The following is a 25,517-nucleotide window of genomic DNA, read 5'->3' on the forward strand; positions in this document are numbered from 1 at the left end:
GCAATGCTGAGTTGGGTGGCAATGATAATGATGGGATTAGAGGGAAAAATTCGCTTTTTATGTGAAGATGAAACTCGAATAGGACTGAAGACTATCAGTGGCAGAAAAATCACAGCAAAAGGGATAAAACCTTATGGGAAGGTGCAGTGGAAATTTCAAGCAACTTATATATATGGAGTGGTAGAGCCGAAGACAGGAGAGCATTTTTTTTACGAATTCACTCATTTAAACAGTCAATGTTTTCAGATATTTTTAGAAGTTAGTTGCTGAACATTTTGCCGATAGTATTTTAATCATCCAGTTAGATAATGCTCGATTTCATAAGGCGAAAAAGTTAAAAATTCCCGACAACATTATACTGATATTTCAACCGCCCTATTGCCCTGAATCCAATCCAATTGAACAGATTTGGCAATACTTAAAGAAGGGATTGAGATGGAAATTACCAGCTTCTTTAGATGAATTAAGAGAATTAATTACCGAGAGACTGAAAGTTATGACCCAGAAGGTAATTGCTTCGATTACAGGACGTGCTTATATTCTTGAGGCTTTATCTGTAGTCGGTATTTAGAGAATTGGTATAAATTACTCACTTGCATAAATGAGATACTCCCAAAGAGGGATATTTATGAAGTGGAATCTGACCTGCGGAATGTTGGATATAATCTAATTATGTACTAAAAACAGGAAATTCATGACAAATATTCACTCGATCATCGGTATATTCCCCTCCAATGAAGAAGCAGACATAGTTGTAAGGTGGTAAACGACGTAAATATGGTGGATCTACCACAAGACATGGGTTCCGTAAAGGAGATTTAATTTCTTCTCCCAAAGGAATTGGTTATGTGAGTGGAGATACCGAAAAACAGCTATCTGTAAGCGATGCCAATGGTCAACAATTGGGACAGATAACTGTTAGTAAGATTCAGTTAATTCGTCGTTCTAACGGTTTAATTGTTTCTCACTAACTTATATAAAGCCGCCCTCCGCTATCGCTAAAGGGCGGGGTTTCAGACCCAGTTTTTCGATGAAAGCCCTGTTACTCTACCCTGAGTTTCCCCAGTCTTTCTGGTCTTACGATCGCTTTATGGAAATCGCGGGACTGAAAGCCACCATTCCACCCCTCGGCATCATTACTGTCGCCGCCCTCCTCCCCCAAAACTGGGAGATTCGATTTTATGATCGCAACGTCAATCCTGAAACAGAAGCCGATTGGGAGTGGTGTGAGTTGGTTATCCTCTCTGCCATGTTGGTCCAGAAGCCAGATTTTCAAGCTCTGATTCAAAAAGCCGTGCAGTTAGGCAAAAAAGTCGCCGTTGGCGGTCCCTACCCCACCTCTGTCCCCCAGGATGCCCTGGATTCTGGAGCGAACTATCTAATTTTGGATGAGGGAGAGTTAACCGTTCCCCTGTTTTTGGAGGCGATCGCTCAAGGTCAAAGCCAGGGAATTTTCCGCTCTGGGGACAAGCCAGACGTGACCCTCAGCCCCATCCCCCGCTTCGACCTGCTTCAGCGAGACGATTACTTAATGATGGCAGTGCAGTTCTCTCGCGGCTGTCCCTTTAACTGCGAATTTTGTGACATTATTTCCCTCTACGGGCGCAAACCTCGTACTAAAGAGCCGAGTCAGACTTTAGCCGAGTTGCAGACTCTCTACGACCTAGGCTGGCGCGGTTCGTTGTTCATCGTCGATGACAACTTTATTGGCAATCAGCGCAACGTCAAACGCTTTCTCAGAGACTTGATTCCCTGGATGAAGCAGCACGACTATCCCTTCACCTTTATTACTGAAGCCTCGGTCAATTTGGCAGAGGATGATGAATTGTTAAGCCTGATGGCTGAGGCGGGGTTTTATTCTGTCTTTCTGGGGATTGAAACTCCTGACCAAGATAGTCTGCAAGTGACGCGCAAACTGCAAAATACTCGCAATCCACTGGTGGAAGCCTGTCGCAAGATTAATGCAGCCGGTTTGCTAATCTATGCTGGATTTATCTTGGGGTTTGATGGAGAGCGCTCTGGTGCGGGGGAAAGGATTCAAGCCTTTGTGGAAGAAACCAGTATTCCTCAACCCATGTTAGGAATTCTCCAATCTTTGCCGAATACGGCTCTTTGGCATCGTCTCCAGCAAGAACAGCGTTTAGTTGAGGGTGACAGCATCCATCCGACGGGAGATCAGAATAGCTTGATGAATTTTATCCCCACCCGCCCGATTGCCGAAATTGCCAGAGAGTATGTCGAAGGCTTCTGGACGCTGTACGAACCCAGCCACTATCTCCGACGCTGTTTCCAACAATGTCTCGGTCTGGGTTTGCAGTCAAAACACAAGCAAACCATGCAATTTCCCGTGGGGAAGGGGTTACGGCTGATTACCCAGTTAATCTGGCATCAGGGTATCCGCCGAGGGGACATTCGGGGACAGTTTTGGCGGCAATTATGGACGATTTTGCAAAAAAAGCCCCAAGTTCTCAATCTGTATTTAGGTCTGTGCGCGGCGGGAGAACATTTTTGGGAGTACCGCGCCTTAGCCAGAGAACGGATTACTCAACAACTAGGCTACGATCCCTTAGAAGTTTCTGGTCGTCCCAACCAGAACTCATTCTGACTCGATAGGGAGGATTGGATTGTATGGTCAAGAGATCGCTCCAGGCCTCCCCTTCGGGAATTAAACAGGCTAAACGAGCCTTTGCGCTCACGGGGTGGACTCAGGAAAATCTAGCAGGGGAAGTGAACTTAAAGACCCGCCAGCCGATTTGGCGGTTTTTCACAGGGAAACCCGTTGATCGCCAGGTTTTCCTGGAAATTTGTTCGATTCTGGATTTGGATTGGCGGGAGATTGCCCTCGCTCCGCCCGCAGAATTTCCTGAACCAGGAGAACTGGCGAAAACTAATATTGATGCTCTGGTGCAAGAGGTGCGAGCGCAACGCCTGGACACCATCCAAAACCAGTGCGGCATCTTGCAGTTACTAGATATCAGCCATCCAGTCAACATTGATGACATCTATGTGGATGTCAATATTTTGGCGGAAATTGCCAGTCAACAGTGGGTGGAGATTGCCGATTTGCAAAACTTGGGTCCCGCTGAATTCGATCGCGTCGGCTTGGGAGAGGTTGAGCAGAAGCAAATACCCGGAATGCAGGCTGTTGAAACTTACTCAAAGCTTAGAGTTTTGGGCAGGCCGGGGGTTGGCAAAACTACCTTTTTGCAACATCTGGCGATTCAGTGCAACCAAGGCGAGTTTGCGGCGAATCAAGTGCCGATTTTTATCTTATTGAGAGAATTTGCCGAGGAGTCCAGTCCCAGTGGTGAATTTAGCCTGTTCAACTACATCCGTCAGGCATTGCTCACCTCGGGAATTTCCAACCCGTCTGTGCTGGAAACCTTACTGCAAGCGGGCAGAGTCCTGCTGTTGCTCGATGGCATGGATGAAGTTCTCAACCAGGACATTACAGCAGTTCTGAGAGAAATTCGCCAATTCTCAGAAAAGTATCATCGCAATCGATTTGTAGTAACCTGTCGCACCGCTGCCCAAAAACTCCAGATTCGAGGTTTCACTGATGTAGAAATTGCCCCCTTTACCCAGGCACAAATCAGCACCTTCGCGCAAAAGTGGTTTGTGGCACTGAGCAAAACGACTGCTCAAGCGGGGCAGGAGCAGTCGGCTGAGTTTATGGAGAAGTTGGACTTGCCGGAAAACTGGCAATTTCGGCAACTGGTGGTGACACCTCTGTTTCTGCATCTCGCCTGCTGGGTGTTTCAGGGTCAAGGGAAATTTCCGAGCAAGCGGGCTGAGTTTTATAAACAAGGGCTGGATTTGCTGCTGGGTAAATGGGATGAAGCTAGAGGAGTCGAACGCGATCAGGTTTACCGGGGGTTTTTATTGCCCCAAAAATTGAGGCTGTTGAGCCAGCTTGCAGCAGTGACTTTTGAACAGGGGCAGTATTTTTTTGAGCAACGCACGATTGAGCAATACATTGGCGACTATTTGCGGAATTTGCCAGGTGCAACCCTGGAAGCAGAGGAACTCCAACTCGAAAGCGAAGCCATGCTGAAAGCGATCGAGGCACAGCATGGAATCCTCACAGAAAGGGCGCGAGGCATTTTTTCATTTTCTTATCTGGCATTTCAAGAATACTTCACGGCTCGAAAAATAGTTGCCAGCCATAATTTGCAGGCATTAGAACAAGCACTGGGAGGGTTGGTGAGTCACATCACCGATTCCCACTGGCGCGAAGTCTTCTTGTTAACGGCTGCCATGTTGCGAAGTGCAGATGCGCTGGTGCAGTTGATGAAGCAACAAATTGATGCCTTAGTCGCGCAAGACTCCTATCTGCAAGAGTTTTTGAGTTGGGCCAGCCAAAAATCCCAGCAGCTCCCAGACGAAACCAAAGTGGCGACCGCACGCGCATTTTACCTTGCCCTTGCCCAAAGCCCGCATACGGCAGATCGCTTTGCCTTAGCCAGCACGCTCGATCAGGGGATGTTTTTAGATGCGGCGTTGGAGAACTTGCTGGTAGAGTTTGCCATCGACCACAGTCAGGATTTTGCATACGTCAATGCTTGTAGCGAGGCACTCAACAACATTCTGGTGATGGTTCTGGATGCTGGATTTTATAAGTCTTTGCAACAATTGAGAGACCAACTGCCACCTCGGAGTCAAAACCTGGAACGGCTTCAGGAATGGTGGCAGAAAAACTATTCTGCCTGGGTGGAACAGTTGCGGTGTGCGATCGCCAATTATCGCAATATTCATCATCCCTGGCAGTTTACGACTGAGCAACAGCAGCTGCTCCAACGCTACTATGAGGCCAATCAACTCCTGATCGATTGTTTGAATAGTAACTGCGAAATAACAGCCGCAATCCGGCAAGAAATTGAAGCCACGTTGCTGTTACCTCAAAAGGACTTGGAAGATCGGGAATGGCAAGGAGATTAAATTGATAGACCACTCATTTGGATTTTACGGGTTCGCTTTCTTTGGGATCATCCTGGCGCGATACTTTCTCGTGGCTGGGGGAACCTATTTGTTCTTCTATTCGCCCTTGAGTCAGTCCTTTGTCAATCACAACCTGCGGCATTGGTCTCCCTCTTGGCGATCGATTCAACAAGATATCACGCTCTCGGTTCTTTCGGCGGGGGTGTTTGCGCTGGCGGCGGCTTTCATCATGACAGGATACAGTTGGGGCATTACCCGCTTATACAGCCACCCTCAACAGTATGGGCTGTGTTATTTAGGGGTTAGTTATGGCGCTGTGTTGGTTCTCCAGGATGCCTATTTCTATTTCACCCATCGCTTGTTTCACCACCCGTCACTCTTTCGGTGGTTACACCAGGGGCATCATCGCTCGCGCTATCCTACCCCGTGGACTTCGTTTGCCTTTGACCCACTAGAGGCGATCGTTCAGTCTCTCTTCCTGGTCGGCATTGTCTTTGTCCTTCCCCTGCATTTCATCACGTTAATTGCGGCACTCACCACGATGACGATCTGGGCAGTGTTAAATCATCTTGGGATCGATCGCTTGCCCTCCTCATTTCCCCATCATTGGTTGGGTCGGTGGTTTATTGGTCCTGCCCATCATTCCATTCATCATCGCAAGTACACCGTACATTACGGTCTATATTTCACGTTCTGGGACAAACTCCTCGGAACTCAAGACCCCGATTATGAGCAGAAGTTTGATGAGCGTCTGACGGGTAAAGTCGATGGAGTTTAACTCGTGCATCGCCCGTTACATTTTGTCTCGTATTCAAGCAATTCATACAGACTCAATCAATTCATACAGTAAATCAAGCAACCGCCTGTTACAGTAATGCCAAGAGCAGAATTATCAACTCGCATCAGGAAATTCAATCGCGATAGTTCGCCATACTATAGGATTTACAAAGCTTTTACCGCATAGCGTTGGAGGGAAAAATGACTTTAACTAACCGTAAACGAGCCGTGGGAATCTTCTCTAGCCATCAAGAGGCAGAGAAGGCACTGAATGGATTACGAGATGACGGATTTGCCATGAATGAGGTATCAATCATTGCCAAAGAGCCTGAACGACTGGAGCAGAGCAACCGGATTGGTGAGACACGAGTTCAAGAGCTTACCGAAACAAAAACAACTCATATTGACGAAGGAGCAAAGACTGGGGCAGCGGCAGGCGGAGCCATCGGAGGACTGACAGGCTTGCTGGTTGGGTTGGGCATATTGGCAATTCCTGGAGTGGGTCCCGTCATGTTGGCAGGGGCGGCTGCAACTGCGATCGCTACCACGTTAGCTGGCGGTGCAATCGGGACGGCTACCGGGGGTTTGGTAGGTGGTCTAATTGGTCTAGGAATTCCAGAAGATCGGGCACGAGTCTATCACGATTATGTGGTTCGTGGAGACTACCTGTTGATCGTGGACGGTACAGATGCTGACATCCTTCAGGCTGAAACAATTCTAAAGCGCCGAGGGATTCGCGAGTGGGAAATTTACAATGCCCTAGCAATTGAAGGCTATGTCGATCCTCCTGCTTCTCGTTTGTAAAATCGGAAATTATTAAAGGATTTGCATCATGAAAAAGATCACAACTTTAATCCTCAGCAGCCTTCTACTGATTGGAACTGTGGCTTGTGGGAACAACGCTAAAACTAGCACCAACGCCCCTTCTTCCACAGAGGAAACGGGGCAAGTTCCTGATACTAAAACAGTCCAAAAGAACCAAAGCGATGCGTCTAGTCAAGTGCGCCGAAATCAACTCAATTCTGATATTCGCGCTCGTGAGCAACGCAACAATCTAACTGGAGGAGATGCGGATCGCGCCAACAGTGACCTTTCCAGTGAAGTTCGCTCTAAGCTAGAAGCCAACATCCCGAAAGGGCAACTTACAGTTTCTGCTAAAGATGGAGCGGTAGTCGTCTCTGGAACCGTAGAAACTCAAGAGCAACTCGACAAAATTGACCCCTTGGCAAAACAAATCAAGGGTGTCAATAGTGTCAAAGTTACAGCAAAGGTGGCGTTGTCAAATTGAAAGATGCTCCGAATCAGCTTGGAACTGAAATTATACTAAATCTGGTTATTAAAGACTGATTATCTATTGCCCCTTTTGCCTATTGCAAGAGTGCCTTTTGCCTGTCCTGATATGTAGCCTATACTCAACGGATTTAGTATTACTTTGATAGCAAGGATTGCATTGCATTTTTCATATTCTAATACTAAATCCTGTTATACTAAATCCTGTTTTAAAAAGATGATAACAATCAGTCATAAGTTAGCCAACTCAAGGGGTGACAGAAAGGTTAAAGAGCTTGCTTGATAAGGCTCATAGCCGTTAACCCTTTGGAGAAATAAGGGTTTTTCTGGGGTTTGAGGCGTATCAAAGAAAGGGCAAGTTCCGAAAAAATATCCATCGACTCAACCCAAAAAGTACCATAAGTCCCTATCCAAAAATCACTATGTCTTTCAGCAGAACGATTAGATTCTTTGAGGCGACAAATATAAACACGGTGGGGGAAAATATTGAGTTGTTGACCCCGTATTGTATTTAAAGAATAGGCGATAGCAATTAATAAAACAAGAGCTAAAAAACGCGGTTCGCTAACTTTAGTTTTCTCGATATTATAACCTCCCGTTTTACAATCTTTGAACATTGCTTCAATGCCAAAACGAGATTCATATAAATTTAAAGTCTCATCCAAAGAGTCAAGATTAGTAAGAAGATACCAAGGAGCTTCGGCTTGTTTACTACGGTAGCGTCTTTTCCAGCGAGTGGCCAAATTAAAAGGGCCAAGTTTATGAGCAGATGTATGATAAATATCCGAAAAAAAATGCTGAGTCCCCGGTTGAATATCTAGAGCTTTTAGAGGTTGATAGTTTTCTTCACCTGATAATAGCAAAGATGTTCCCTTCTTTTGTCTCAGAATAAAGGCTATCCCCTTTTCGTCTAGCCACTTTCCTAGTTGAACACTGTGAAATTCTCGGTCGCCTATCACGACAACTGGGTAGGATTTCAAAAATTTTAATACCGGCTTGAGAAAGTTTTTTTGGTTCCCTAAATTACTGCTTCCTTGTTTATCTAACAATATCCAGTACACAGGTAACGCCCTTTTTCCACAAATAACACTAGCTACAAACAAATTTCTTCCTTTCCAATCTGTTCGGTCAATTACCAATAATAGATGTCCCAGATGCTTAAGTTTTTTCAGTTTTCTTCTTTGATGTCGATTTTTATTTTTTTCGCTAAACTCTTGCTTAATAATGTGTTTAATTAGCGGAAACCATAACAATTTTACACTTAATTGCGGTAACTTGAGAAACCTTTGTAAATTTCTTCTTCTGCTTTCAAAGGTAATTGGTTGGGGAAATAAGGCGGCCAATCTCTCCAATTGTACTGTTCTATGGCTTTGTAGGAGCAGTATAAGAATTTGTAGAGTCAGATATTGTGCTTGTGTCAAGCTGGCTTGTAAACAGGCCTGATAGAATGATGGTAACATATTGAAATTTTGGGTGGTTGTCTCAACCACTCTATTTCTTTTGGGTTCATTTGGCTAGAGTCTTTATCTTGATTACCTTTGAACCCCTTTGTCACCCCTTGAGGTTAGCCAATGATAGTTATACTAAATCCGTTGAGTATAGGCTACATATCAGGACAGGCACTCATGCAACAGGGGTAATAAATAATCAGTCTTTGATAACAGGATTTAGTATTAGTCAAGTTTTTAATTTCATTAGTCATTGTTTCGAGATACTGACAACGAGTTATCAGAATTTCTTCTATTTCTTCAATCGTCTCAAAATACTGATTAACCAGAAGTTCATCTACTAGAGACCACAATCTCTCGGCTGGCTGTAGTTCTGGCGAATAAGCTGGTAGAAAATCGAGCATGATTCCATCGGGAACTTCAAGTTTTTGACTTCTATGCCCCCCAGCATTATCTTGTACTAATAGGACAATTTTTTCTGCCGATAACCCGACATCTTTTGCCAAAGATTGATAGACTAAACTTAACCATTGATGATTAACTCTTGGGATTAAATACCAGAGTGTTTTTCCTGTTTTTAGCTCAACAAATCCGTAAACATATAACCATTCATAACGAGGATGTACTAGGGCAGAAGGCCTTTCTCCTATTGGAGCCTAGACTTTTCTAATGATTGGTTTTAAGCCAACTCGATGTTCGTCAAAAAACCAGACTTCCACCTGAGAATTGGGAAATTTATCTTTTAATTCTTGGACTTTTACTGGTAAATTTTGCTTAAGTTTTTCTTGTTCAACTGGGTCTCCCTTTTTATGTTTTGGACTGGGCTTTTGACAAGAATATCTCGACTTTTTTAAGTAATCCCATCCCCTTTGATTCCACACTTTTTCTCGTCCTGTTTCCTTTTCTATCCATCTGGCTACCTTCGGACCTGTCCAGATTCCTCCATCCGCAGGACGTTCTTTCAGTTCTTCTTTTAATTTTTCAAATTGTTCTTCCTTCAATAAAGGTTCTTTTCCTCTCCGATGTTCTGCACTTTTTTTCTTGAGATTTTTAACTCCTTCTTCTCCTAATTCATTATATCTCTTGAGAATTTTAAAACTATATTGATAATCTAACCCCACAGCTACTGCCGCATTTTTGATTGTCCATCCTAAGGATATTTTCCACAATAAGTGCCATCTTCTTGTTTCCACTGAGTCTTGACTGCTTCTATATCTATCCTTCAGTTCTTCTGAACTTAGATGTTCGGCTAAGTAAGCTTTCTTAGGCATTTTATCTCCTCGTCTTTACTCGTTTTATTATAACAGGATTTAGTATAATGCACGAGCGCAATGCACACAACTTCCCCTTAGACTTAGCTAGTGGTGAACAGGCTTCTGTGGCTCTGATTGCTCCCGCTATCAATGGTTAATACCAAATCCGTTTTTAATAAGTACCTAAGCAAAATTAATTACACATCCAAGCCGTCACCCGTCAGCCAAAAGCTTTTTGCTGTGACCAGTAAACAGTGAACTAAAAATTCAAATCTGATCCCTGATAGCTGTCCCGGAGTCCCCGTCTCCTGACGACCGTCTCCTGTCTCCGTTCGGACCTCGGCGTGAGCTTTTGTCGAACGCAAAAGCTCACGGCCGAAGCCTGTCTCCTGTCTCGACTAGGAAATTAATTTTGCACGACTACTTATTGTGATTAACTCTCAAGTTATGAATTGTTTCTCCCCACACCCCACTATCCTATACTTTTTAAACAGGATTTAGTATAATTCCTAGTCTGAATGAAAAGGCACTCCCGCGAGGGGGTGCTTTTTTGTGGCTTTCCAAGTTATGAAGATGGAAGAAACTCTTAATGCCAAAAATATTAAAATAGATCGATAGATTTCATACTCTATCCTTCACCAGCTAATTTTAAGACAGAAGTACGAGTAGTGGCATCTAAGCGAAACTTCAGCAATTCTAGTTGACCCTTCGGCTTCGCTCAGGGTCAACGTCGAGCGAAGTCGAGACGTTGATTAAGAATTGGCTCAATACGGTGTAGATAACCATTTTGTTTAGCCTTTAATAATATTCCCATTGTTCCAGTGAGTTTTATTCCTAATAAGTTGGCATACCGTCTTGCCAAGCCATCATCAAGTAAAGCGAGAGAATCGGAAATTTCTATTGCTAAAGCTAATACTTCTTTTTGGCTCTACCGAACCTGTCATGTAAAACTATCAACAACTTATGCTTGTAAAGCTTGTATACTAAGACTTTGAGTTTTTGTTAGATTGATATTTATCAACTTTAGAGCATTGCTAGGCAGAGAGGGAGCTTGAGGAATTTTCTACAGTCAGTAGATGGAAAAGTTTTTGTCCAATAGCGATCGCTAAATGATAGGGGCTAAAAAATTAGTATTTTTTAGTGCTTATGTACTGAAGCACTGGTCAATGATAAGTAAAAGTTATCTATATCTAAATTGACTAATTAAAGAAAAAATCGCTCAAAAAAAACATAAAAATGTTATAATAAAATCAATAAACTTCAGCAATAAATTTGAAAATTGATTAACGAAAACTGCCAATTTTTACTAACAAAATCAGAAACATTACCAACAACAATTGATTGTTTAATTCAACATATTCCTCTCGAAACTCAGGGGGGATTTACTGCCTCAGACTTGTATCAAATATTAGTCAGGGCGGCCAGCAATTGCGACAGCATTGAAAACACAGCTAAAATGCTTAAAAATTCTAGCTGTGGTCGAAATATTCGCCATCATTTAGACAAAATAAATGATTTTGATACTTTAGAATCCCAAGTTAATCTAGCCTTACAAAGTCAGGTATTGCCAAGAATCAAAAAAAGAAAGCTTAAGTTGGCAATTGACCTAAATTTAATTCCTTATTATGGTGAACCATCTGATAGCGAAAAACCTTATATTTACCGAAGTCAGGCTAAACAGGGAACTTGCTCATTTTATGCTTATGCGACCTTATATCTTATTAAAAAAGGAAAAAGATTAACTTTAGCTATTAGAGGAATTCGGAATACGGACACAACTGTCGCCATTATTACCTATTTATTAGCATTAGGCTCTCTTCTAAAGATAGATTTTAAAACTCTTTATTTAGACCGAGGCTTTTTTAGTATTGCTGTTATTCGTTGGCTACAAGCTTTGAAAATACCTTTCATTATGCCAGCAATTATTCGAGGTAAAACAGGGGGAATTAAGCAATTTATTCAAGGAAATAAAAGTTATCAAACTACTTATACTATGGGGCAAGACCAAAATAATTGTGTAACTTTTGATTTATGGATAGTTTGTAAGTACAAAAAAGGCAAAAGAAACCAGCATGGAATTGAATATTTTGCTTATGTAGTTTATTTGCCATCTATTAAACTAGATTATATTCATACTGCTTATCGTCAACGTTTTGGCATTGAGACTAGCTATAGAATTAAAAATATTTGTCGCCTTAAAACTCCCAATAAAAAGCCAGTTATTCGCTTATTATTTATCGGAATTTCCTTTCTTCTTGTTAATATTTGGGTTAATTTATTATGGCGAAAAGTTTGTTTTCCGAGACGTGGGGGACGCTTAATTTATCGAGAGTTATTTACTTTTCAACAAATGCTCTCGTTTTTAAGGCAAGCCGTTGATAAAATCTATCAAGTTGTTGATACCATCTATTTGCCTTCTGGCTAATAGCAATAGTCTTTTTTCTTAAACATAAGTTTTCTTAATTAATTTCTCTAAGTATTTTGTATCAGATGTTACTAAATACTCTGGTTATTCAAACTTTTCCATCTACTGACAGTGTAAATTCGGAAGAACCAAAATCGTAAAGAAATGATTGATTTAATTATTCCTGATGGAATTTAGCTTCCTTTCCTCGGTACTTAAATGGATCTTTGGTATTGTTCTTCGTAGTTGTCAGGAAGATAATCCTCTATCAGGGGCTTATTTTGATAGTAATAGTTGAGAATTGGGTAAATTTTCTTTGGGGTGATCCAGCGACCGTTGACATCCTCGCCGCCTTGAAACGGACGGCGATTCCCAAACCTCACGATTTGAGTTTCTGCCTCTTTCCCAAAGGATTTTTCGCACCTGCCTTAACAGATTTACTCTGTTCTGGTCATCAGGTCGCTCTACAGACTGACACCGCAAGCCCTGCGGCCAAAATGTTTTTACTGGCGTTAATATCTCGGTCATGGTGCGTCCCACAGTCTGGACAATCCCACTCTCGAACATTTAACGGCATTTTCTCAGCAATATACCCGCAATTACTGCACCTTTTAGAGCTAGGAAACCATCTATCTATTTCGATGTAATTTCTTCCGTACCAACAGCATTTATAGGCTAATTGTCGAGTGATTTCTCCCCAACTAACGTCAGATATTGCTTGAGATAACTTGGGGTGTTTGACCATATTCTTGATGGCTAAATTCTCAACTACAATCGTTTGGTTTTCACGAACTAATTGAGTGGTTAGCTTATGTAAATGGTCTTTTCTGCTATCGGTGATTCGAGCCTGAATCTTAGCTACTTTGATTCTTGCTTTTTCCCGATTTTTTGACCCTTTCTGTGTTCGAGAATCAACAATTACCGTCGCCTCATAAACAAGTTGTAGACAACGCCAATCAGCACCAAAACCAAAAGCAGGTGGATTAAGCCGCCGCCAATGTTAATGGAGAATCCTAACAACCAGAGGATGAAAAGTATAACAACGGCAGTCCAAACGAGATCAAACATATTTCCCTCCTTGATTTAGAGAAAAGTAATGAAAATTCAGTCATCGATCCTTAATTGAGTATATCTTGAACCTGATCTTTCACATCTTCTACTGTATTGCGAACTTGGCTTTCGACTTGTTTAGCTTTTCCAGCAACTTGATCTTGGCGGTTGCCAGTAGCTTTACCTATCGCTTCTTGAGCTTTGCCTTCAATGTTCTTTGTGACTGCTTTTGCCCGCCCTTTTAACTTCATCTGGTCTTTTATATCTTCTGCTGCGTTACGAGCCTGACTTTCGACTTGCTTGGCTTTTCCCATCATCTGATCTTTGGGATCGCCTGTCATGTTGCCAATCGCTTCTTGAGCTTTGCCTTCAATATTTTTCGTAACTGCCTTGGCTCGATTCATGCTTGCGATTTGAGTCTGCGATTGGGTGGGTAAAGTTGCAGCCCAACTATTTGTAGTTCCAAAATCAAAAGCTATAGTAATTGCCAGCATTATAGTTAAAATAATGGTGACAAAAAAGCGACGAATCTGTTGAAGTGACATCATTTTAACTCCAAAAAAGAATTTGATGAATCCATGATACATGGATGATGAACAACTACTGTCTAGACCCTTTCGAGAAAGATTTTTCTAGTCTTTGACGGCGTAAGTTTATTTACCGAGGGAGAGATATTCGACTTCTTTGAGAAGCTAGATATCTGGTAATATTGGGTTTATTTACGCCGCCTTGTCCTAGTGTTTCACCTGTCTCGAAAGAAGCCATTTTTTGAGGAAGAGTTCCGATGAAATCTGGGTTTCAATCATTTGTCTGAATGGCGGTTGCCGTGACAAATGACCTACTAATCAATAATTTTTTTGACTTCATCTTTCACATCTTCGATAGTGTGACGAACTTTTGCCTCTGCCTGTTTTTCCTTGCCCTCTGCCTGAGCTTTGGGATCGCCAGTCAGATCTCCTACTGCTTCTTGAACTTTACCTTCGATATTTTTGGCGGTTGCCTCGGTTCTATCTTTTAAGCTCATGATGCTCTCCTTATTGAATTTGTTGGATTTGAGAACTGCTTACCTAAGTTGAGCTAACAATTCTGCTTCTGGTATTACTGTAACAGGTGGTTGTTTGATTTACTGTATGAATTGATTGAGTCTGTATGAATTGCTTGAATACGACACAAAATGTAACGATACCGTTTCTGCAAGCATAGAAATTACGCATTGACAAAAAGGCTTAAATGTGGGTGGTCTAATTTTGTTAGTCTTAGATACAATTTCTCTCTCGACTCTTGACAAAACCCTCTCCGATTTGATTTCCTGACACAAGGGCATCTCTTATAACAGAACAACTGATGAGAAACATTACGAAGCCAACAACTGCTCAATGTAATCTGGCTATTTACACCCTATTTTTGCTCGGCGAGCCTAAATATATAAGCTGTGTTCGTTTGGCTCAAATTCTGGGCAATTTATCTCCTGACAGTGTCAATCGTTTCTTGTGGCGAGAGAACTATACACTCAAGGATTTGTTTGATGAAGTGGCTCCTCAAATCGAACTTGAAGGAGGAACAATCAGTACGGACGACATGGTAATTGACAAGCCTTATAGTCACCCAGCTAAAGCTGAGTTAATCGATTACTTTTACTGGTGGTAAACACAAAAAAGTAGTCAAAGGTATTAACGCAGTTACCTGATATTATACCGATTGTAAAGGAAGGTCAGTTCCCGTTAATTATCGAATCGTTAATAAACAGGAGGGTCAGACAAAACATGAATATTTCTTAGTGGGACTTAAACACAGAACCGAATTTTTTTAGCTATAATCAAGTCATAGTAGGCTTTCACGTCAAAATACGCCCATGGGAGAAACGACCCCATCCGCTATGCCGCCCTGCTTCGAGAGATGGTGCGCTAGATTCGATGACTGTTTCAAAAACCAGTCGCAAAAAGATGGCTTCCGACACTATTTAGGCGGATTATTAGGAGAAAGCGAGCGAAAAAACCTAACCCAGATGGCGGATAACTCGGTGGGGGTGGTTTATCACCGATTACATCACTTTTTAACCGAGGCTCCTTGGTCGGCGACGCAAATTAACCAACGTCGTCTGGAAGTGATGAACAAATGCTCGCAGACTAGGATCGGCGTGGGCTTCACGATGATTCTGGATGATTCGGGACATCGAAAAAGTGGCAATTTTACCGAGGGAGTCGGAAGACAATACCTCGGTGAGATCGGCAAGACAGACAACGGAGTAGTGGTAGTAACCACCCATCTCTACGACGGGAAAAAAAGCTTACCCTTAGACATCGAGAGCTATCAACCGGCATCTTCTCTACTATCGGGAAAAGAAGACGAAGAGTTGAAAAAGAAACCCGAACTCGGACTCGAATTAATCGACCGAAGTTTAAAGCGAAAATACCGACCGAAAATTGTCTTGATAGAGGCGGGGTATGGAAACAACACGCCGTTTCTGAAAGAGTTAGAAAAGAGAAAACTAAAGTATTTAGGAGGAGGGGCTAAAAATCGAAAAATTATCCGAAAAAAGGAATCAGGAATCGAGGAAAAAATCAGTCTGGAGAAATTAGCAAAAAGCTTGAAGCCAGAGAGTTTTACCCCAGTAATTCTCTCAGTTGAAAAACCGAAAACCCTGTACGTATTTATTGTTTCTGCTCGCATCGCTTCTTTAGAAGAAGAGAGAACTTTTGCCATCGTCATGAACGCGAGTTCTTGGGAAGAAGCGACGGACATCGATTATTTTATCACGAATGTCCAGGCGGAAAAAGTAACCCCGCAGTGGGTAGTAGAAACTTACTCGCCAAGAAATTGGGTAGAAGTTTTCTATCGAGAGGCGAAAGGATGGTTAGGGCTAAGAGAATATCAGGTTCGCGAGAAAGAAAGCCTTCTTCGCCATTTTATCCTGGTGTTTTGTGCCTACACTTTTATTCTCTGGCATCACTTAACCGGGGGACTACAAAGGCGATGGGCGAATAAACCTTTGGAGACATTTACTGATGCTTTGGAGGCTTTTCGTACAGCGATGTCTTTTCGTTTTTTCCCTTGGCTAACGCAGAATATTGATGTCTTTTCCGCTCACAAAGCGGCTTTGGGCTACATTTGGGCTTGAAATTTGTTTAAGTCCCATTAATTGCTATTACATGAGTATCTCTTGTAGATTTATTGTGTATCTTTAAGAATTGTGTGCGATTGCCTTGGCCACCTAACGAGCATATATAAACGATCATATATAATGAATAGAATAAAATGCTTGACGAAACTCATTAGATCGGAGAAAGGAGGTCAGTCATGGATCTGGTCCAGTTTGTGGTAGTCATCATCGTGGTTGGGGTTCTATTGTGGCTCGTGAACAACTACATTCCGATGGACAGCAAGATCAAGCAAATCCTGAACATTGTGGTTGTCATCGCCCTCGTTTTGTGGATTCTTAAGGTGTTCGGATTGCTGAGTTTTCTCAAGGGAATTCGTATCGGTAGGTGAGTGATGTTCTAGACGGAAGGAAAGGTTGAATTATTATGGAGCTGATGTCCATCACACTGGTGGTGCGCTGGCTAATAGGCTGGGGATTGATGTGGCGGTTGCCGCGACTTCCAGACCTTTCAGTCGTCGGTTCGCCTAAAGTCTCGGTCTTGATTCCGGCGAGGAATGAAGAGAGTACCCTCCCTAATTTGCTAACAGCCTTAAAGCAGCAAACATTCAAGGGCGTTGCATAATAGAGATATGAATGGAGGAAATCAAAATGCAATGCCCTGAATGTAAATCTACCCATATCCGTAAAAATGGCATCAATAAACAAGGTAAACAAAATCCTATTTGTGTAACCTGTGGCCGTCAATTTATTGATAACTATGAAAAACAGAAAGGCTATGACGAAAAAACGAAGCGAGAATGCCTAACTGCCTATGTTAATGGGATGGGATTTAGAGGAATAGAAAGGCTAAAGGGAGTTCATCATACGACCGTAATTAATTGGGTAAAATCTGTGGGAGAATTATTGCCAGTCGCCTATGACCCAGAAACAATTCCTGAAGTAGGGGAACTGGATGAATTGGAAACCTTTGTTGGCTCAAAAAAAACAAAATCTGGGTGTGGACAGCCTGACTGACGGACACATTTTTCAATACAAAGACAAGTACTGTTATGTGAAAGCCTCAAACTCCTGAATAAAAGAAAAGGTAATTTTGCCATAATAATCCTGACGAGCTTTGCGAGAAGCAAAACAGGGAAAAGGGTCAACAGAAAATAAGTGGTCAAGTCGCAAGAAGGGACGCGCCTTATGAACAACTCCCGCCAGCCAACGTAAACCAATTTTCAAATAACTCAAACCACGCCGAAAATGAGCATCAACCTGACGGCGAGAGCCAGATTGTTGAACCGCCATGCCAGTTAAAGTAGCAAAGAGAATAGAAATGGCAACAATGAGATAGAGACGTTCTAAACAAGCAGCAGAGCGAACACGAGAATGTTCCCAGTCAAAAACGCCCGATTTACTGTCGAGAAAGAGATGTTCAATGGGAAAACGAAGACCATACTGCCAGAAGGTGTCAAGGGTAGGAGGTTCATGGCTCAGAATTGCCCAATTATCCTTAACCCCTGGAACAGAGGCTAAAGCAAGATGAGCAGTGATTCTAGCCTCCTGCCAGACTTGAACGTTGCGATAAAAGCAGGCTTGCCGTTTGGGAGGATAGAGTTCTCTGACCTCATAGCCAAAACCCCGACGGCGAACACCGTAAATGAGGGTATCGCAAGGTAAGCGAAGACACCAATGCCAAGTATTTTTCCTGAGCCATTGAATTAATTGCTGATTGGCAAAGCCTCGGTCGGCTAACAGCATGACATTCTCAAAGCCCTGAAGATAGCCTTTGGCTCTGTCCAACAAGGGTTCGTATTTCTCAAAAGCTAGGCTGGCACTACCATGTTCTAATCCCATCCACATCAAGGGGACGGCTCTCCCCCCGCAGACCACCGCTAGATAGACAAAGCAGTATTGATTCCACAACAGAGTGGTATCTATTGCTAGATAAAGTCTTTCCCCCTTCTCCTTCCAAGTCTCGATGGCTTTCAATATTAAGGGGATGTATATCTTTTCCACCGCTACTCTTCCATTCTGGCAAAAGCGATTCCACCGTCTCTGATAACTATTGGCTTGTTCGGCTCTGCTTTGTACAAAGGGTTCCCATCTGGCTTGATTGAGACTTTGACTACTGAGTAGGGCTGTCACCATCCAACTGAGGACGGTTAAATGTCTTTTATCCACAAATCGGCTTCCTTGTTCTAGATATGGCATAGAACGAGTTAGTTAGGACAGATGCCTGAAGGCTTTACTCACAGCATCCACAAGGTTTTCACTATCATTGATAATCTGACTAACATAGTTTTTCAATCTAGCCCAGAACTTTTCAATTTTGTTGATATCTGGAGAATAGGCGGGTAAAAATAGCACTTCACATCCCGCTTTAGCTAACAATTTTTTGATTCTCTCTTTGGGATGAAAACTGGCGTTATCAATGATGATAATTTGACCGGGTAGTAGTTCGGGTAATAGCAATTGTTCTATCCACTCACACACCAACTCTGTATTACAGTACCCCTCAAACACCATTGGCGCGATAGTGGAACCACGCCACCAACCGCTGATCACACTAACTCTTTCGCTACAGTGACCTAACTTTAAAGCCTCAAATCTTTCTGATTTGTGACAATATCCATAAGGGCAGAAACGTTGAATCCTGTAATAAAACTTTACATTGACAAGCATAATACCCCTATAACATCAAATTTTAAATTGAATAGACAATCCTCCGGAACCAGTGTACATAGCTAATATGTTGACACATGAAACTCTGTAAATAGCGCAGTTTGTCTAATAAGCTTTTCCCAAATCCTTCTTCAATATCTATTAGCTGTAGAATCAGATAAGCGATAATGCAACTATAGATCTGTAGGCGGATTCCGTTCTCGTTTTTAGTGATTAGATTATCCAACTTTAGATGCATTTTTAAAAATTTCCACAGCAGTTCTATTTGCCATCTTTGGATGTAAATTTCGGCAACTTCTTCATTACTAACTGCTCCTTCTCCTTCTAGAGGTAAATCTGTCGCCAGCCGAAATTCTGTTTGACTTTCTAGGTCGCAAAAAGCGACTACTCTTACTTCTATTTGTCTTTTATCTTTTCCGAGTTTACACTTGCCATTTTCGAGCATCTCTAGGCTAATATTATTTTTCACTCTCAAGACAAAATGCTTGTCACTACTCTCTAATAATTCGGTGATTCTTTGATTAGACGCAAATCCTCTATCCATTGCTCCAACTCCATTTACAGGAATTGCTTCTATCGTTTTTCCTCCTTCTTTTGAGTCATGACCTTGACCAAAATGGATGAGTATTCCGACCACCTCTGTTGTGATACTATTAAGACCAGAGAATAGTTTTACTTGATGCCATCCCTGGGACCATAGTAATTTACTGGTTAAGCTAATTATTGTTGAGTCAATAGGAAATAAAGCTCGCGCATTCTCTATTCCTTTTTTGGCAACTAAACGCTTATTTAATTCGACAATGACTTTCTCAAATGGACTTGTTTCTCTAATTTTGCTTGCCTTAGAAAATGTGGATAAATTTACATTAATTCCTTGAAGTACCATTCTACTGCATAAGTCCCTCATACTGACGATGCTTTTATCTAAAGCAAAACCAATCCAACAGGACAAAAATGTAAAAGTATCTAAAGCGGGGTAGTCATTTTTAGGCAGTGGTTTGAGAAGCTCTTTTATGAGTTTTGAAAAATTCGTCATCAGGGCAAACTCCCTATTGTGAGGGGAATAAGTTGTCTAGATTCTATCTATAATAGCATTTTTTTTCTGACTTTTCTCAACGTTCAACACTTCTGCCATAAGGGTAATCGATGGTGTTAAGTAGTCGTGCAAAATTAATTTCCTAGTGAAGATAGGCAAGAGGCAAGAGTGCCTCTTGCAAGAGGTGTTTAGATATGTGTAATTAATTTTGCTTAGGTACTTATCTATTCCAGCTTCATCAATATAGACAAATCTTTCCGGGGCATAACCTCTGATTTTTTGGAGAAACTCTTTTCGGGCTTCTTCATCTCTTTCTCTGTAGCCATAAGTTTTTTTTTTCTAGTAAATCCCTCAAGGGGTGACAAAGGGGTTCAAAGGTAATCAAGATAAAGACTCTAGCCAAATGAACCCAAAAGAAATAGAGTGGTTGAGACAACCACCCAAAATTTCAATATGTTACCATCATTCTATCAGGCCTGTTTACAAGCCAGCTTGACACAAGCACAATATCTGACTCTACAAATTCTTATACTGCTCCTACAAAGCCATAGAACAGTACAATTGGAGAGATTGGCCGCCTTATTTCCCCAACCAATTACCTTTGAAAGCAGAAGAAGAAATTTACAAAGGTTTCTCAAGTTACCGCAATTAAGTGTAAAATTGTTATGGTTTCCGCTAATTAAACACATTATTAAGCAAGAGTTTAGCGAAAAAAATAAAAATCGACATCAAAGAAGAAAACTGAAAAAACTTAAGCATCTGGGACATCTATTATTGGTAATTGACCGAACAGATTGGAAAGGAAGAAATTTGTTTGTAGCTAGTGTTATTTGTGGAAAAAGGGCGTTACCTGTGTACTGGATATTGTTAGATAAACAAGGAAGCAGTAATTTAGGGAACCAAAAAAACTTTCTCAAGCCGGTATTAAAATTTTTGAAATCCTACCCAGTTGTCGTGATAGGCGACCGAGAATTTCACAGTGTTCAACTAGGAAAGTGGCTAGACGAAAAGGGGATAGCCTTTATTCTGAGACAAAAGAAGGGAACATCTTTGCTATTATCAGGTGAAGAAAACTATCAACCTCTAAAAGCTCTAGATATTCAACCGGGGACTCAGCATTTTTTTTCGGATATTTATCATACATCTGCTCATAAACTTGGCCCTTTTAATTTGGCCACTCGCTGGAAAAGACGCTACCGTAGTAAACAAGCCGAAGCTCCTTGGTATCTTCTTACTAATCTTGACTCTTTGGATGAGACTTTAAATTTATATGAATCTCGTTTTGGCATTGAAGCAATGTTCAAAGATTGTAAAACGGGAGGTGAGAAAACTAAAGTTAGCGAACCGCGTTTTTTAGCTCTTGTTTTATTAATTGCTATCGCCTATTCTTTAAATACAATACGGGGTCAACAACTCAATATTTTCCCCCACCGTGTTTATATTTGTCGCCTCAAAGAATCTAATCGTTCTGCTGAAAGACATAGTGATTTTTGGATAGGGACTTATGGTACTTTTTGGGTTGAGTCGATGGATATTTTTTCGGAACTTGCCCTTTCTTTGATACGCCTCAAACCCCAGAAAAACCCTTATTTCTCCAAAGGGTTAACGGCTATGAGCCTTATCAAGCAAGCTCTTTAACCTTTCTGTCACCCCTTGAGAGTAAATCCAATTCTTTTGAGGGCTTGACCAATTCTCATCCTACTGACTGGGTTAGCCCATTTTTGGGCCATTTTTTCTTGGGTCAAATGCCCATATTGTTCGGCCAACTTTTGAAAGGCTTCTAAATCGTCAATTTGGGGCTTCGGCCCTCGACGATAGTTAGTTTTAGCGGCCACCGTCCCAGTTTGTTTCTTCCGTTTCAGCCAGATGTCTAATGTATTACGACTAATATTGAGGGTGCGACAGACATGGCTTTTTTTCTCCCCTCGCTCTACGGCACTCACTGCTTTCTGTCTTAAATCATCACTATAGGGTGCTGCCATGAAAGCTTCTCCTCATTTCTTTTTCTCTATTATGGCATAGAACGAGTTAGTTAGGACAGATGCCTGAAGGCTTTACTCACAGCATCCACAAGGTTTTCACTATCATTGATAATCTGACTAACATAGTTTTTCAATCTAGCCCAGAACTTTTCAATTTTGTTGAGGTCTGGAGAATAGGCGGGTAAAAATAGCACTTCACATCCCGCTTTAGCTAACAATTTTTTGATTCTCTCTTTGGGATGAAAACTGGCGTTATCAATGATGATAATTTGACCGGGTAGTAGTTCGGGTAATATGGCATAGAACGAGTTAGTTAGGACAGATGCCTGAAGGCTTTACTCACAGCATCCACAAGGTTTTCACTATCATTGATAATCTGACTAACATAGTTTTTCAATCTAGCCCAGAACTTTTCAATTTTGTTGAGGTCTGGAGAATAGGCGGGTAAAAATAGCACTTCACATCCCGCTTTAGCTAACAATTTTTTGATTCTCTCTTTGGGATGAAAACTGGCGTTATCAATGATGATAATTTGACCGGGTAGTAGTTCGGGTAATAGCAATTGTTCTATCCACTCACACACCAACTCTGTATTACAGTACCCCTCAAACACCATTGGCGCGATCGTGGAACCACGCCACCAACCGCTGATCACACTAACTCGTTCGCTACAGTGACCTAACTTTAAAGCCTCAAATCTTTCTGATTTGTGACAATATCCATAAGGATAATCGATGGTGTTATCTATTCCAGCTTCATCAATATAGACAAATCTTTCCGGGGCATAACCTCTGATTTTTTGGAGAAACTCTTTTCGGGCTTCTTCATCTCTTTCTCTGTAGCCATAAGTTTTTTTTTTCTAGTAAATCCAATTCTTTTGAGGGCTTGACCAATTCTCATCCTACTGACTGGGTTAGCCCATTTTTGCGCCATTTTTTCTTGGGTCAAATGCCCATATTGTTCGGCCAACTTTTGAAAGGCTTCTAAATCGTCAATTTGGGGCTTCGGCCCTCGACGATAGTTAGTTTTAGCGGCCACCGTCCCAGTTTGTTTCTTCCGTTTCAGCCATAGGTCTAATGTATTACGACTAATATTGAGGGTGCGACAGACATGGCTTTTTTTCTCCCCTCGCTCTACGGCACTCACTGCTTTCTGTCTTAAATCATCACTATAGGGTGCTGCCATGAAAGCTTCTCCTCATTTCTTTTTCTCTATTATGTCCTAACTATCCCGCTCTTTGCTATATGTCCTAACTATCCCGCTCTTTGCTATAGATAAAAATAATCCTCAATTACTGGAGAATTGTTTTCAATTAATTGTTCATAAAACTGCAATACCAGTTGATAATTATTGTTTTTTAAATGGGTTTGTATGTCTTGATGCCATTGCATAGTTTTTATCCTCTAAGATTGACAATAAATATTCCACATTTGCCGATAAGCATTTTCTAAATCTCTGGTAAATTGTCTGGCATTCCAGAGGGGAGATGTATGACGAGACTTTCGGAGTTTCCAACGGACTTCTTCTCTTAAATTTCTATCCAATCCTAACTTAATTCCCCACTGCACATATTCCTCATCACTCCAAGATATACCCTCAGTTATTCCCGCATTCATCATTAAAGTATAACCGTTGCGTGATGACCATTGTTGCCCCACTTTAACCACGAGAGGAATTCCCATCCAGAGGGTTTCTAAGGTGGTTGTACCACCATTAAAGGGATAGGTGTCCAAAACCACATCAGCGATGGCTAAATTTGCCCTGTAGGTTTCCGTCTGATAGAGAGGAAGCATCTTAATTCGATTAGTTTCTACCCCAACTTCTGCGGCAATTTGACAGAATAAATCCCAGAGGGAATTATCATCAGCAACTCCTTGAATCAGGAAATAACTATTAGGTACGGATTTGAGGATTTGCATTTGTAAGCGAATCATCGCAGGATTACGCTTAATTGCTGTTTGAGAACTTAGATAAATAACCGCATCGTTATTAATATCTAAATCTTCTCTTCGCAGGGTAGGAACGGCTATTTCAAAACCATCCACAGCGACAAAAGCATCAGGTAAACGCCAGATTTTTTCTTGATAATATTCTTGGGCATTTTCTGGCAATACATAAGCATCCGCTAAAAGATAATCTACTGCGGGTAAACCGGAACCATCAAAACCTAACCAGTTAACTTGAATAGGAGCAGGTTTTAAGGCAATAACTTGGGCAACGATTGCCCCGGTACCACTATCTAAGTCCACAAGAATATCGATGTTATCTTCTTTAATTTTGCGGTAGGTTGCTAGGGAATCAGCAGTAGCATGATAGATTTTATCTGCGGGATTAGAAAACCATTTTTTAGTTATTTCATCCACAGGTTGACTCACCATATAAAGGTGAATATCAAACTGCTCACGATTGTGATAATTAATAGTCCAACGACTCAATAAACCGACGGGATGACGTTTTAAGCTTTGGGCAATGTAACCAATTTTAAGTTTTTTATTTGCATTATCTTCTCTGGGTTTGTCAAAACTTTCCTCTTGAAAACCCAGCATTTCTTTGTAGGTTTTTTGGAAAAAACTGCCAATCTGATTTAAAAGCGTTCGATTCTCTTTCGGGTTATCTTCATAGTAAGAAATCGGATTCATAACTGTTAGTAAAGCTTCCCGAACTAAGGGATGTATATCTTGAGGCTTTTCTTCTAGAATTTTTTTGATTAAGTGTTTATACTCTTGACAAATACTAGGAATGTCATTCCATTTTGAGGCTCGCAAAGAACCATTAAAGAGAAGAGATTGACTAAACATTTTTAAATCAATCGTTTGACTTGTCTCTTTCAAATTATTGACTAAATTTATTGCTTTTTCATAGTCAGTTAAAGAGATATAAAACCAGAATAAATTAACGGCTAAGTACCAACTTTCTGGATAAAGGGGAAGAAAAGCTTCCGCTAAGTCAACGGAATAAATAGGTTGATATTTCTCAAAAGCAAAGTGTCGGGTGACAGTGATGACGTGATTAAGTAATTCTAGAGAATTGTCAAGATAGGGTAAACTTAACCGAACTAATTCTACGGTATATTTATGAGCGTAAGGCATGACGGCAATCACTACCCGTTCCAATAATTGAGAGTTAACTGAACCCTGGGTAATTAATTCTAGTATTTGCCATTCTTGCAGTTGTTGAGGATGAAATCTATTTAATTTAATTTCAACGAGAGTTAAATGCAGTAAATTATCGAGATAACTGGGATTAATTTCCTGTAGATGTTTACGAATTAACCAACTTATTTCTAGATTTTCTAACTCTAATTGTCGGTTAGCTTCGGCTGCTAAAATATTGCTTAATTCTAGCAGCCATGACTCGGTTTCTTGTTCATCCCCTTGAGTGAAAACAAATAACCAAGTAGTTTGTGCTTCTTCTTCTCTTCCTTGCAAAAGATAGACTAATCCTAGATACCAATAATGACTAATTTCTAGGGGTTCTCTTTCTATCAGTTCTTCGTAAAACTGACTAACAATATCGTATTGATTGTTTTCTAAAGCGGTTTTAACTTCATTTTGCCAAGACATGATTTAATT

26 protein-coding genes and 8 pseudogenes are annotated in these 25,517 nt (G+C 41.3%); 16 read left to right on the plus strand and 18 right to left on the minus strand.

All coding sequences use genetic code 11. The features are described 5' to 3' along the window. The first annotated feature begins 3 nt into the window (after window positions 1-3). The 8 genes and pseudogenes from RAM70_RS11685 to RAM70_RS11720 all read left to right on the plus strand — a co-directional run bounded on the left by RAM70_RS11685 (window position 4) and on the right by RAM70_RS11720 (window position 7,003). The gene (locus RAM70_RS11685) at window positions 4-270 is read left to right on the plus strand and encodes a hypothetical protein (protein ID WP_312673838.1); all 267 of its coding nucleotides are present in this window, start codon (window positions 4-6) and stop codon (window positions 268-270) included. 25 nt (window positions 271-295) lie between these two features. Further along, entirely contained in the window at window positions 296-571 is a 276-nt protein-coding gene (locus tag RAM70_RS11690) for a transposase (RefSeq protein WP_312675889.1), read from the plus strand. 187 nt (window positions 572-758) lie between these two features. Next, window positions 759-971 (plus strand): annotated as a pseudogene (locus RAM70_RS11695) (hypothetical protein); the annotation flags it as partial. Window positions 972-1,030: 59 nt separating this feature from the next. After that, window positions 1,031-2,605 carry a B12-binding domain-containing radical SAM protein gene (locus RAM70_RS11700; RefSeq protein ID WP_045359435.1) on the plus strand — a complete coding sequence of 525 codons (1,575 nt, stop codon included), beginning with the start codon at window positions 1,031-1,033 and terminating at the stop codon, window positions 2,603-2,605. Window positions 2,606-2,628: 23 nt separating this feature from the next. After that, window positions 2,629-4,938 (plus strand): NACHT domain-containing protein, encoded by a 2,310-nt coding sequence (locus tag RAM70_RS11705; RefSeq protein WP_312673840.1) that lies wholly within the window; start codon window positions 2,629-2,631, stop codon window positions 4,936-4,938. A 1-nt stretch (window position 4,939) separates the two neighbouring features. Beyond that, on the plus strand, window positions 4,940-5,716 hold the full coding sequence (locus tag RAM70_RS11710) for a sterol desaturase family protein (protein ID WP_016515453.1): 777 nt from the start codon (window positions 4,940-4,942) through the stop codon (window positions 5,714-5,716). A gap of 200 nt (window positions 5,717-5,916) precedes the next feature. Further along, window positions 5,917-6,519 carry a hypothetical protein gene (locus RAM70_RS11715; protein ID WP_002803205.1) on the plus strand — a complete coding sequence of 201 codons (603 nt, stop codon included), beginning with the start codon at window positions 5,917-5,919 and terminating at the stop codon, window positions 6,517-6,519. 28 nt (window positions 6,520-6,547) lie between these two features. Further along, the gene (locus tag RAM70_RS11720; RefSeq protein WP_002777200.1) at window positions 6,548-7,003 is read left to right on the plus strand and encodes a BON domain-containing protein; all 456 of its coding nucleotides are present in this window, start codon (window positions 6,548-6,550) and stop codon (window positions 7,001-7,003) included. A gap of 268 nt (window positions 7,004-7,271) precedes the next feature. Here the strand turns inward: RAM70_RS11720 and RAM70_RS11725 are convergent, their stop codons facing one another. From RAM70_RS11725 to RAM70_RS11735, 3 genes are all read right to left on the minus strand, one after another. Continuing rightward, window positions 7,272-8,465, minus strand: coding sequence for an IS4 family transposase (locus tag RAM70_RS11725; protein WP_312673844.1), 1,194 nt, complete (start codon window positions 8,463-8,465; stop codon window positions 7,272-7,274). A gap of 143 nt (window positions 8,466-8,608) precedes the next feature. After that, a complete protein-coding gene (locus RAM70_RS11730) occupies window positions 8,609-9,103 on the minus strand; it encodes a transposase (RefSeq protein ID WP_080754293.1) in 495 nt (164 codons plus the stop codon). 6 nt (window positions 9,104-9,109) lie between these two features. Further along, window positions 9,110-9,724 (minus strand): helix-turn-helix domain-containing protein, encoded by a 615-nt coding sequence (locus tag RAM70_RS11735; RefSeq protein ID WP_045359440.1) that lies wholly within the window; start codon window positions 9,722-9,724, stop codon window positions 9,110-9,112. Window positions 9,725-9,759: 35 nt separating this feature from the next. On the opposite strand from RAM70_RS11735, the pseudogene RAM70_RS11740 reads away from it, so the two are divergent. Continuing rightward, window positions 9,760-9,864: pseudogene (locus tag RAM70_RS11740) on the plus strand (photosystem II protein D1); the annotation flags it as partial. Between the two features lie 566 nt (window positions 9,865-10,430). Here the strand turns inward: RAM70_RS11740 and RAM70_RS23135 are convergent. Then, on the minus strand, window positions 10,431-10,568 hold the full coding sequence (locus RAM70_RS23135) for a PIN domain-containing protein (protein WP_242017386.1): 138 nt from the start codon (window positions 10,566-10,568) through the stop codon (window positions 10,431-10,433). Between the two features lie 417 nt (window positions 10,569-10,985). Here RAM70_RS23135 and RAM70_RS11745 point away from each other — a divergent pair, with 417 nt between their 5' ends. After that, window positions 10,986-12,131, plus strand: a complete 1,146-nt coding sequence (locus tag RAM70_RS11745) for a transposase (RefSeq protein ID WP_312673845.1) — start codon at window positions 10,986-10,988, stop codon at window positions 12,129-12,131. A gap of 358 nt (window positions 12,132-12,489) precedes the next feature. Here the strand turns inward: RAM70_RS11745 and RAM70_RS11750 are convergent. The 4 genes and pseudogenes from RAM70_RS11750 to RAM70_RS11765 all read right to left on the minus strand — a co-directional run. Continuing rightward, window positions 12,490-13,020: pseudogene (locus tag RAM70_RS11750) on the minus strand (RNA-guided endonuclease TnpB family protein); the annotation flags it as partial. A gap of 8 nt (window positions 13,021-13,028) precedes the next feature. After that, on the minus strand, window positions 13,029-13,178 hold the full coding sequence (locus tag RAM70_RS11755; RefSeq protein ID WP_110546089.1) for a lmo0937 family membrane protein: 150 nt from the start codon (window positions 13,176-13,178) through the stop codon (window positions 13,029-13,031). Between the two features lie 50 nt (window positions 13,179-13,228). After that, window positions 13,229-13,705: a CsbD family protein gene (locus RAM70_RS11760; protein ID WP_045359451.1), complete on the minus strand. Its 477-nt coding sequence runs from the start codon at window positions 13,703-13,705 to the stop codon at window positions 13,229-13,231. Window positions 13,706-14,001: 296 nt separating this feature from the next. Continuing rightward, a complete protein-coding gene (locus RAM70_RS11765; protein ID WP_002752242.1) occupies window positions 14,002-14,184 on the minus strand; it encodes a CsbD family protein in 183 nt (60 codons plus the stop codon). A 320-nt stretch (window positions 14,185-14,504) separates the two neighbouring features. Between RAM70_RS11765 and RAM70_RS11770 the strand changes: the two are divergent. The 5 genes and pseudogenes from RAM70_RS11770 to RAM70_RS11790 form a co-directional block, all read left to right on the plus strand. After that, window positions 14,505-14,934, plus strand: a pseudogene (locus tag RAM70_RS11770) (IS701 family transposase); the annotation flags it as partial. 78 nt (window positions 14,935-15,012) lie between these two features. Further along, complete coding sequence (locus RAM70_RS11775; RefSeq protein ID WP_312673850.1) at window positions 15,013-16,278, plus strand: IS701 family transposase; 1,266 nt, start codon at window positions 15,013-15,015, stop codon at window positions 16,276-16,278. 179 nt (window positions 16,279-16,457) lie between these two features. Continuing rightward, complete coding sequence (locus RAM70_RS11780) at window positions 16,458-16,649, plus strand: Thivi_2564 family membrane protein (RefSeq protein ID WP_012265960.1); 192 nt, start codon at window positions 16,458-16,460, stop codon at window positions 16,647-16,649. A 35-nt stretch (window positions 16,650-16,684) separates the two neighbouring features. Next, window positions 16,685-16,870, plus strand: a pseudogene (locus RAM70_RS11785) (glycosyltransferase family 2 protein); the annotation flags it as partial. Between the two features lie 38 nt (window positions 16,871-16,908). Continuing rightward, window positions 16,909-17,267 (plus strand): annotated as a pseudogene (locus RAM70_RS11790) (IS1 family transposase); the annotation flags it as partial. A gap of 40 nt (window positions 17,268-17,307) precedes the next feature. Here RAM70_RS11790 and RAM70_RS11795 read toward each other — a convergent pair. The 4 genes and pseudogenes from RAM70_RS11795 to RAM70_RS11810 form a co-directional block, all read right to left on the minus strand. Then, complete coding sequence (locus RAM70_RS11795) at window positions 17,308-18,456, minus strand: transposase (RefSeq protein WP_312673852.1); 1,149 nt, start codon at window positions 18,454-18,456, stop codon at window positions 17,308-17,310. 12 nt (window positions 18,457-18,468) lie between these two features. Further along, window positions 18,469-18,927, minus strand: a complete 459-nt coding sequence (locus RAM70_RS11800) for a transposase (RefSeq protein ID WP_312673854.1) — start codon at window positions 18,925-18,927, stop codon at window positions 18,469-18,471. A 22-nt stretch (window positions 18,928-18,949) separates the two neighbouring features. Continuing rightward, on the minus strand, window positions 18,950-19,966 hold the full coding sequence (locus RAM70_RS11805; RefSeq protein WP_288016859.1) for an IS4 family transposase: 1,017 nt from the start codon (window positions 19,964-19,966) through the stop codon (window positions 18,950-18,952). 219 nt (window positions 19,967-20,185) lie between these two features. Beyond that, window positions 20,186-20,302: pseudogene (locus tag RAM70_RS11810) on the minus strand (IS630 family transposase); the annotation flags it as partial. A gap of 114 nt (window positions 20,303-20,416) precedes the next feature. Between RAM70_RS11810 and RAM70_RS11815 the strand changes: the two are divergent. Then, window positions 20,417-21,601 (plus strand): IS4 family transposase, encoded by a 1,185-nt coding sequence (locus tag RAM70_RS11815; protein WP_312673856.1) that lies wholly within the window; start codon window positions 20,417-20,419, stop codon window positions 21,599-21,601. A gap of 8 nt (window positions 21,602-21,609) precedes the next feature. Here RAM70_RS11815 and RAM70_RS11820 read toward each other — a convergent pair whose 3' ends face one another. The 6 genes and pseudogenes from RAM70_RS11820 to RAM70_RS11845 form a co-directional block, all read right to left on the minus strand. Next, window positions 21,610-21,945: an IS630 transposase-related protein gene (locus RAM70_RS11820; protein WP_312673858.1), complete on the minus strand. Its 336-nt coding sequence runs from the start codon at window positions 21,943-21,945 to the stop codon at window positions 21,610-21,612. 50 nt (window positions 21,946-21,995) lie between these two features. Beyond that, the gene (locus RAM70_RS11825) at window positions 21,996-22,241 is read right to left on the minus strand and encodes a transposase (protein ID WP_376750906.1); all 246 of its coding nucleotides are present in this window, start codon (window positions 22,239-22,241) and stop codon (window positions 21,996-21,998) included. A gap of 17 nt (window positions 22,242-22,258) precedes the next feature. Next, window positions 22,259-22,744 (minus strand): annotated as a pseudogene (locus RAM70_RS11830) (IS630 family transposase); the annotation flags it as partial. Continuing rightward, a complete protein-coding gene (locus tag RAM70_RS11835; protein ID WP_312673860.1) occupies window positions 22,690-23,130 on the minus strand; it encodes a helix-turn-helix domain-containing protein in 441 nt (146 codons plus the stop codon). The gene RAM70_RS11835 and the pseudogene RAM70_RS11830, both read right to left, overlap by 55 nt. A gap of 83 nt (window positions 23,131-23,213) precedes the next feature. After that, complete coding sequence (locus RAM70_RS11840; protein ID WP_312673862.1) at window positions 23,214-23,336, minus strand: hypothetical protein; 123 nt, start codon at window positions 23,334-23,336, stop codon at window positions 23,214-23,216. A gap of 12 nt (window positions 23,337-23,348) precedes the next feature. Continuing rightward, a complete protein-coding gene (locus tag RAM70_RS11845; protein ID WP_312673864.1) occupies window positions 23,349-25,508 on the minus strand; it encodes an O-linked N-acetylglucosamine transferase, SPINDLY family protein in 2,160 nt (719 codons plus the stop codon). Between the last annotated feature and the right edge of the window lie 9 nt (window positions 25,509-25,517).

Source organism: Microcystis wesenbergii NRERC-220 (assembly GCF_032027425.1).
GTDB lineage: Bacteria > Cyanobacteriota > Cyanobacteriia > Cyanobacteriales > Microcystaceae > Microcystis > Microcystis wesenbergii_A.

Bases quoted from the DNA above. Each gene is read 5' to 3' on its own strand.
- RAM70_RS11685 (WP_312673838.1), top strand. From the start codon at position 4: ATGCTGAGTTGGGTGGCAATGATAATGATGGGATTAGAGGGAAAAATT.
- RAM70_RS11735 (WP_045359440.1), bottom strand. From the start codon at position 9,724: ATGCCTAAGAAAGCTTACTTAGCCGAACATCTAAGTTCAGAAGAACTG.
- RAM70_RS11845 (WP_312673864.1), bottom strand. From the start codon at position 25,508: ATGTCTTGGCAAAATGAAGTTAAAACCGCTTTAGAAAACAATCAATAC.
- RAM70_RS11705 (WP_312673840.1), top strand. From the start codon at position 2,629: ATGGTCAAGAGATCGCTCCAGGCCTCCCCTTCGGGAATTAAACAGGCT.
- RAM70_RS11755 (WP_110546089.1), bottom strand. From the start codon at position 13,178: ATGTTTGATCTCGTTTGGACTGCCGTTGTTATACTTTTCATCCTCTGG.
- RAM70_RS11795 (WP_312673852.1), bottom strand. From the start codon at position 18,456: ATGCCATATCTAGAACAAGGAAGCCGATTTGTGGATAAAAGACATTTA.
- RAM70_RS11715 (WP_002803205.1), top strand. From the start codon at position 5,917: ATGACTTTAACTAACCGTAAACGAGCCGTGGGAATCTTCTCTAGCCAT.
- RAM70_RS11775 (WP_312673850.1), top strand. From the start codon at position 15,013: ATGGGAGAAACGACCCCATCCGCTATGCCGCCCTGCTTCGAGAGATGG.
- RAM70_RS11760 (WP_045359451.1), bottom strand. From the start codon at position 13,705: ATGTCACTTCAACAGATTCGTCGCTTTTTTGTCACCATTATTTTAACT.
- RAM70_RS11835 (WP_312673860.1), bottom strand. From the start codon at position 23,130: ATGGCAGCACCCTATAGTGATGATTTAAGACAGAAAGCAGTGAGTGCC.
- RAM70_RS11725 (WP_312673844.1), bottom strand. From the start codon at position 8,465: ATGTTACCATCATTCTATCAGGCCTGTTTACAAGCCAGCTTGACACAA.
- RAM70_RS11765 (WP_002752242.1), bottom strand. From the start codon at position 14,184: ATGAGCTTAAAAGATAGAACCGAGGCAACCGCCAAAAATATCGAAGGT.
- RAM70_RS11840 (WP_312673862.1), bottom strand. From the start codon at position 23,336: ATGCAATGGCATCAAGACATACAAACCCATTTAAAAAACAATAATTAT.
- RAM70_RS11780 (WP_012265960.1), top strand. From the start codon at position 16,458: ATGGATCTGGTCCAGTTTGTGGTAGTCATCATCGTGGTTGGGGTTCTA.
- RAM70_RS11800 (WP_312673854.1), bottom strand. From the start codon at position 18,927: ATGCTTGTCAATGTAAAGTTTTATTACAGGATTCAACGTTTCTGCCCT.
- RAM70_RS11815 (WP_312673856.1), top strand. From the start codon at position 20,417: ATGTTACCATCATTCTATCAGGCCTGTTTACAAGCCAGCTTGACACAA.
- RAM70_RS11720 (WP_002777200.1), top strand. From the start codon at position 6,548: ATGAAAAAGATCACAACTTTAATCCTCAGCAGCCTTCTACTGATTGGA.
- RAM70_RS11700 (WP_045359435.1), top strand. From the start codon at position 1,031: ATGAAAGCCCTGTTACTCTACCCTGAGTTTCCCCAGTCTTTCTGGTCT.
- RAM70_RS11820 (WP_312673858.1), bottom strand. From the start codon at position 21,945: ATGGCAGCACCCTATAGTGATGATTTAAGACAGAAAGCAGTGAGTGCC.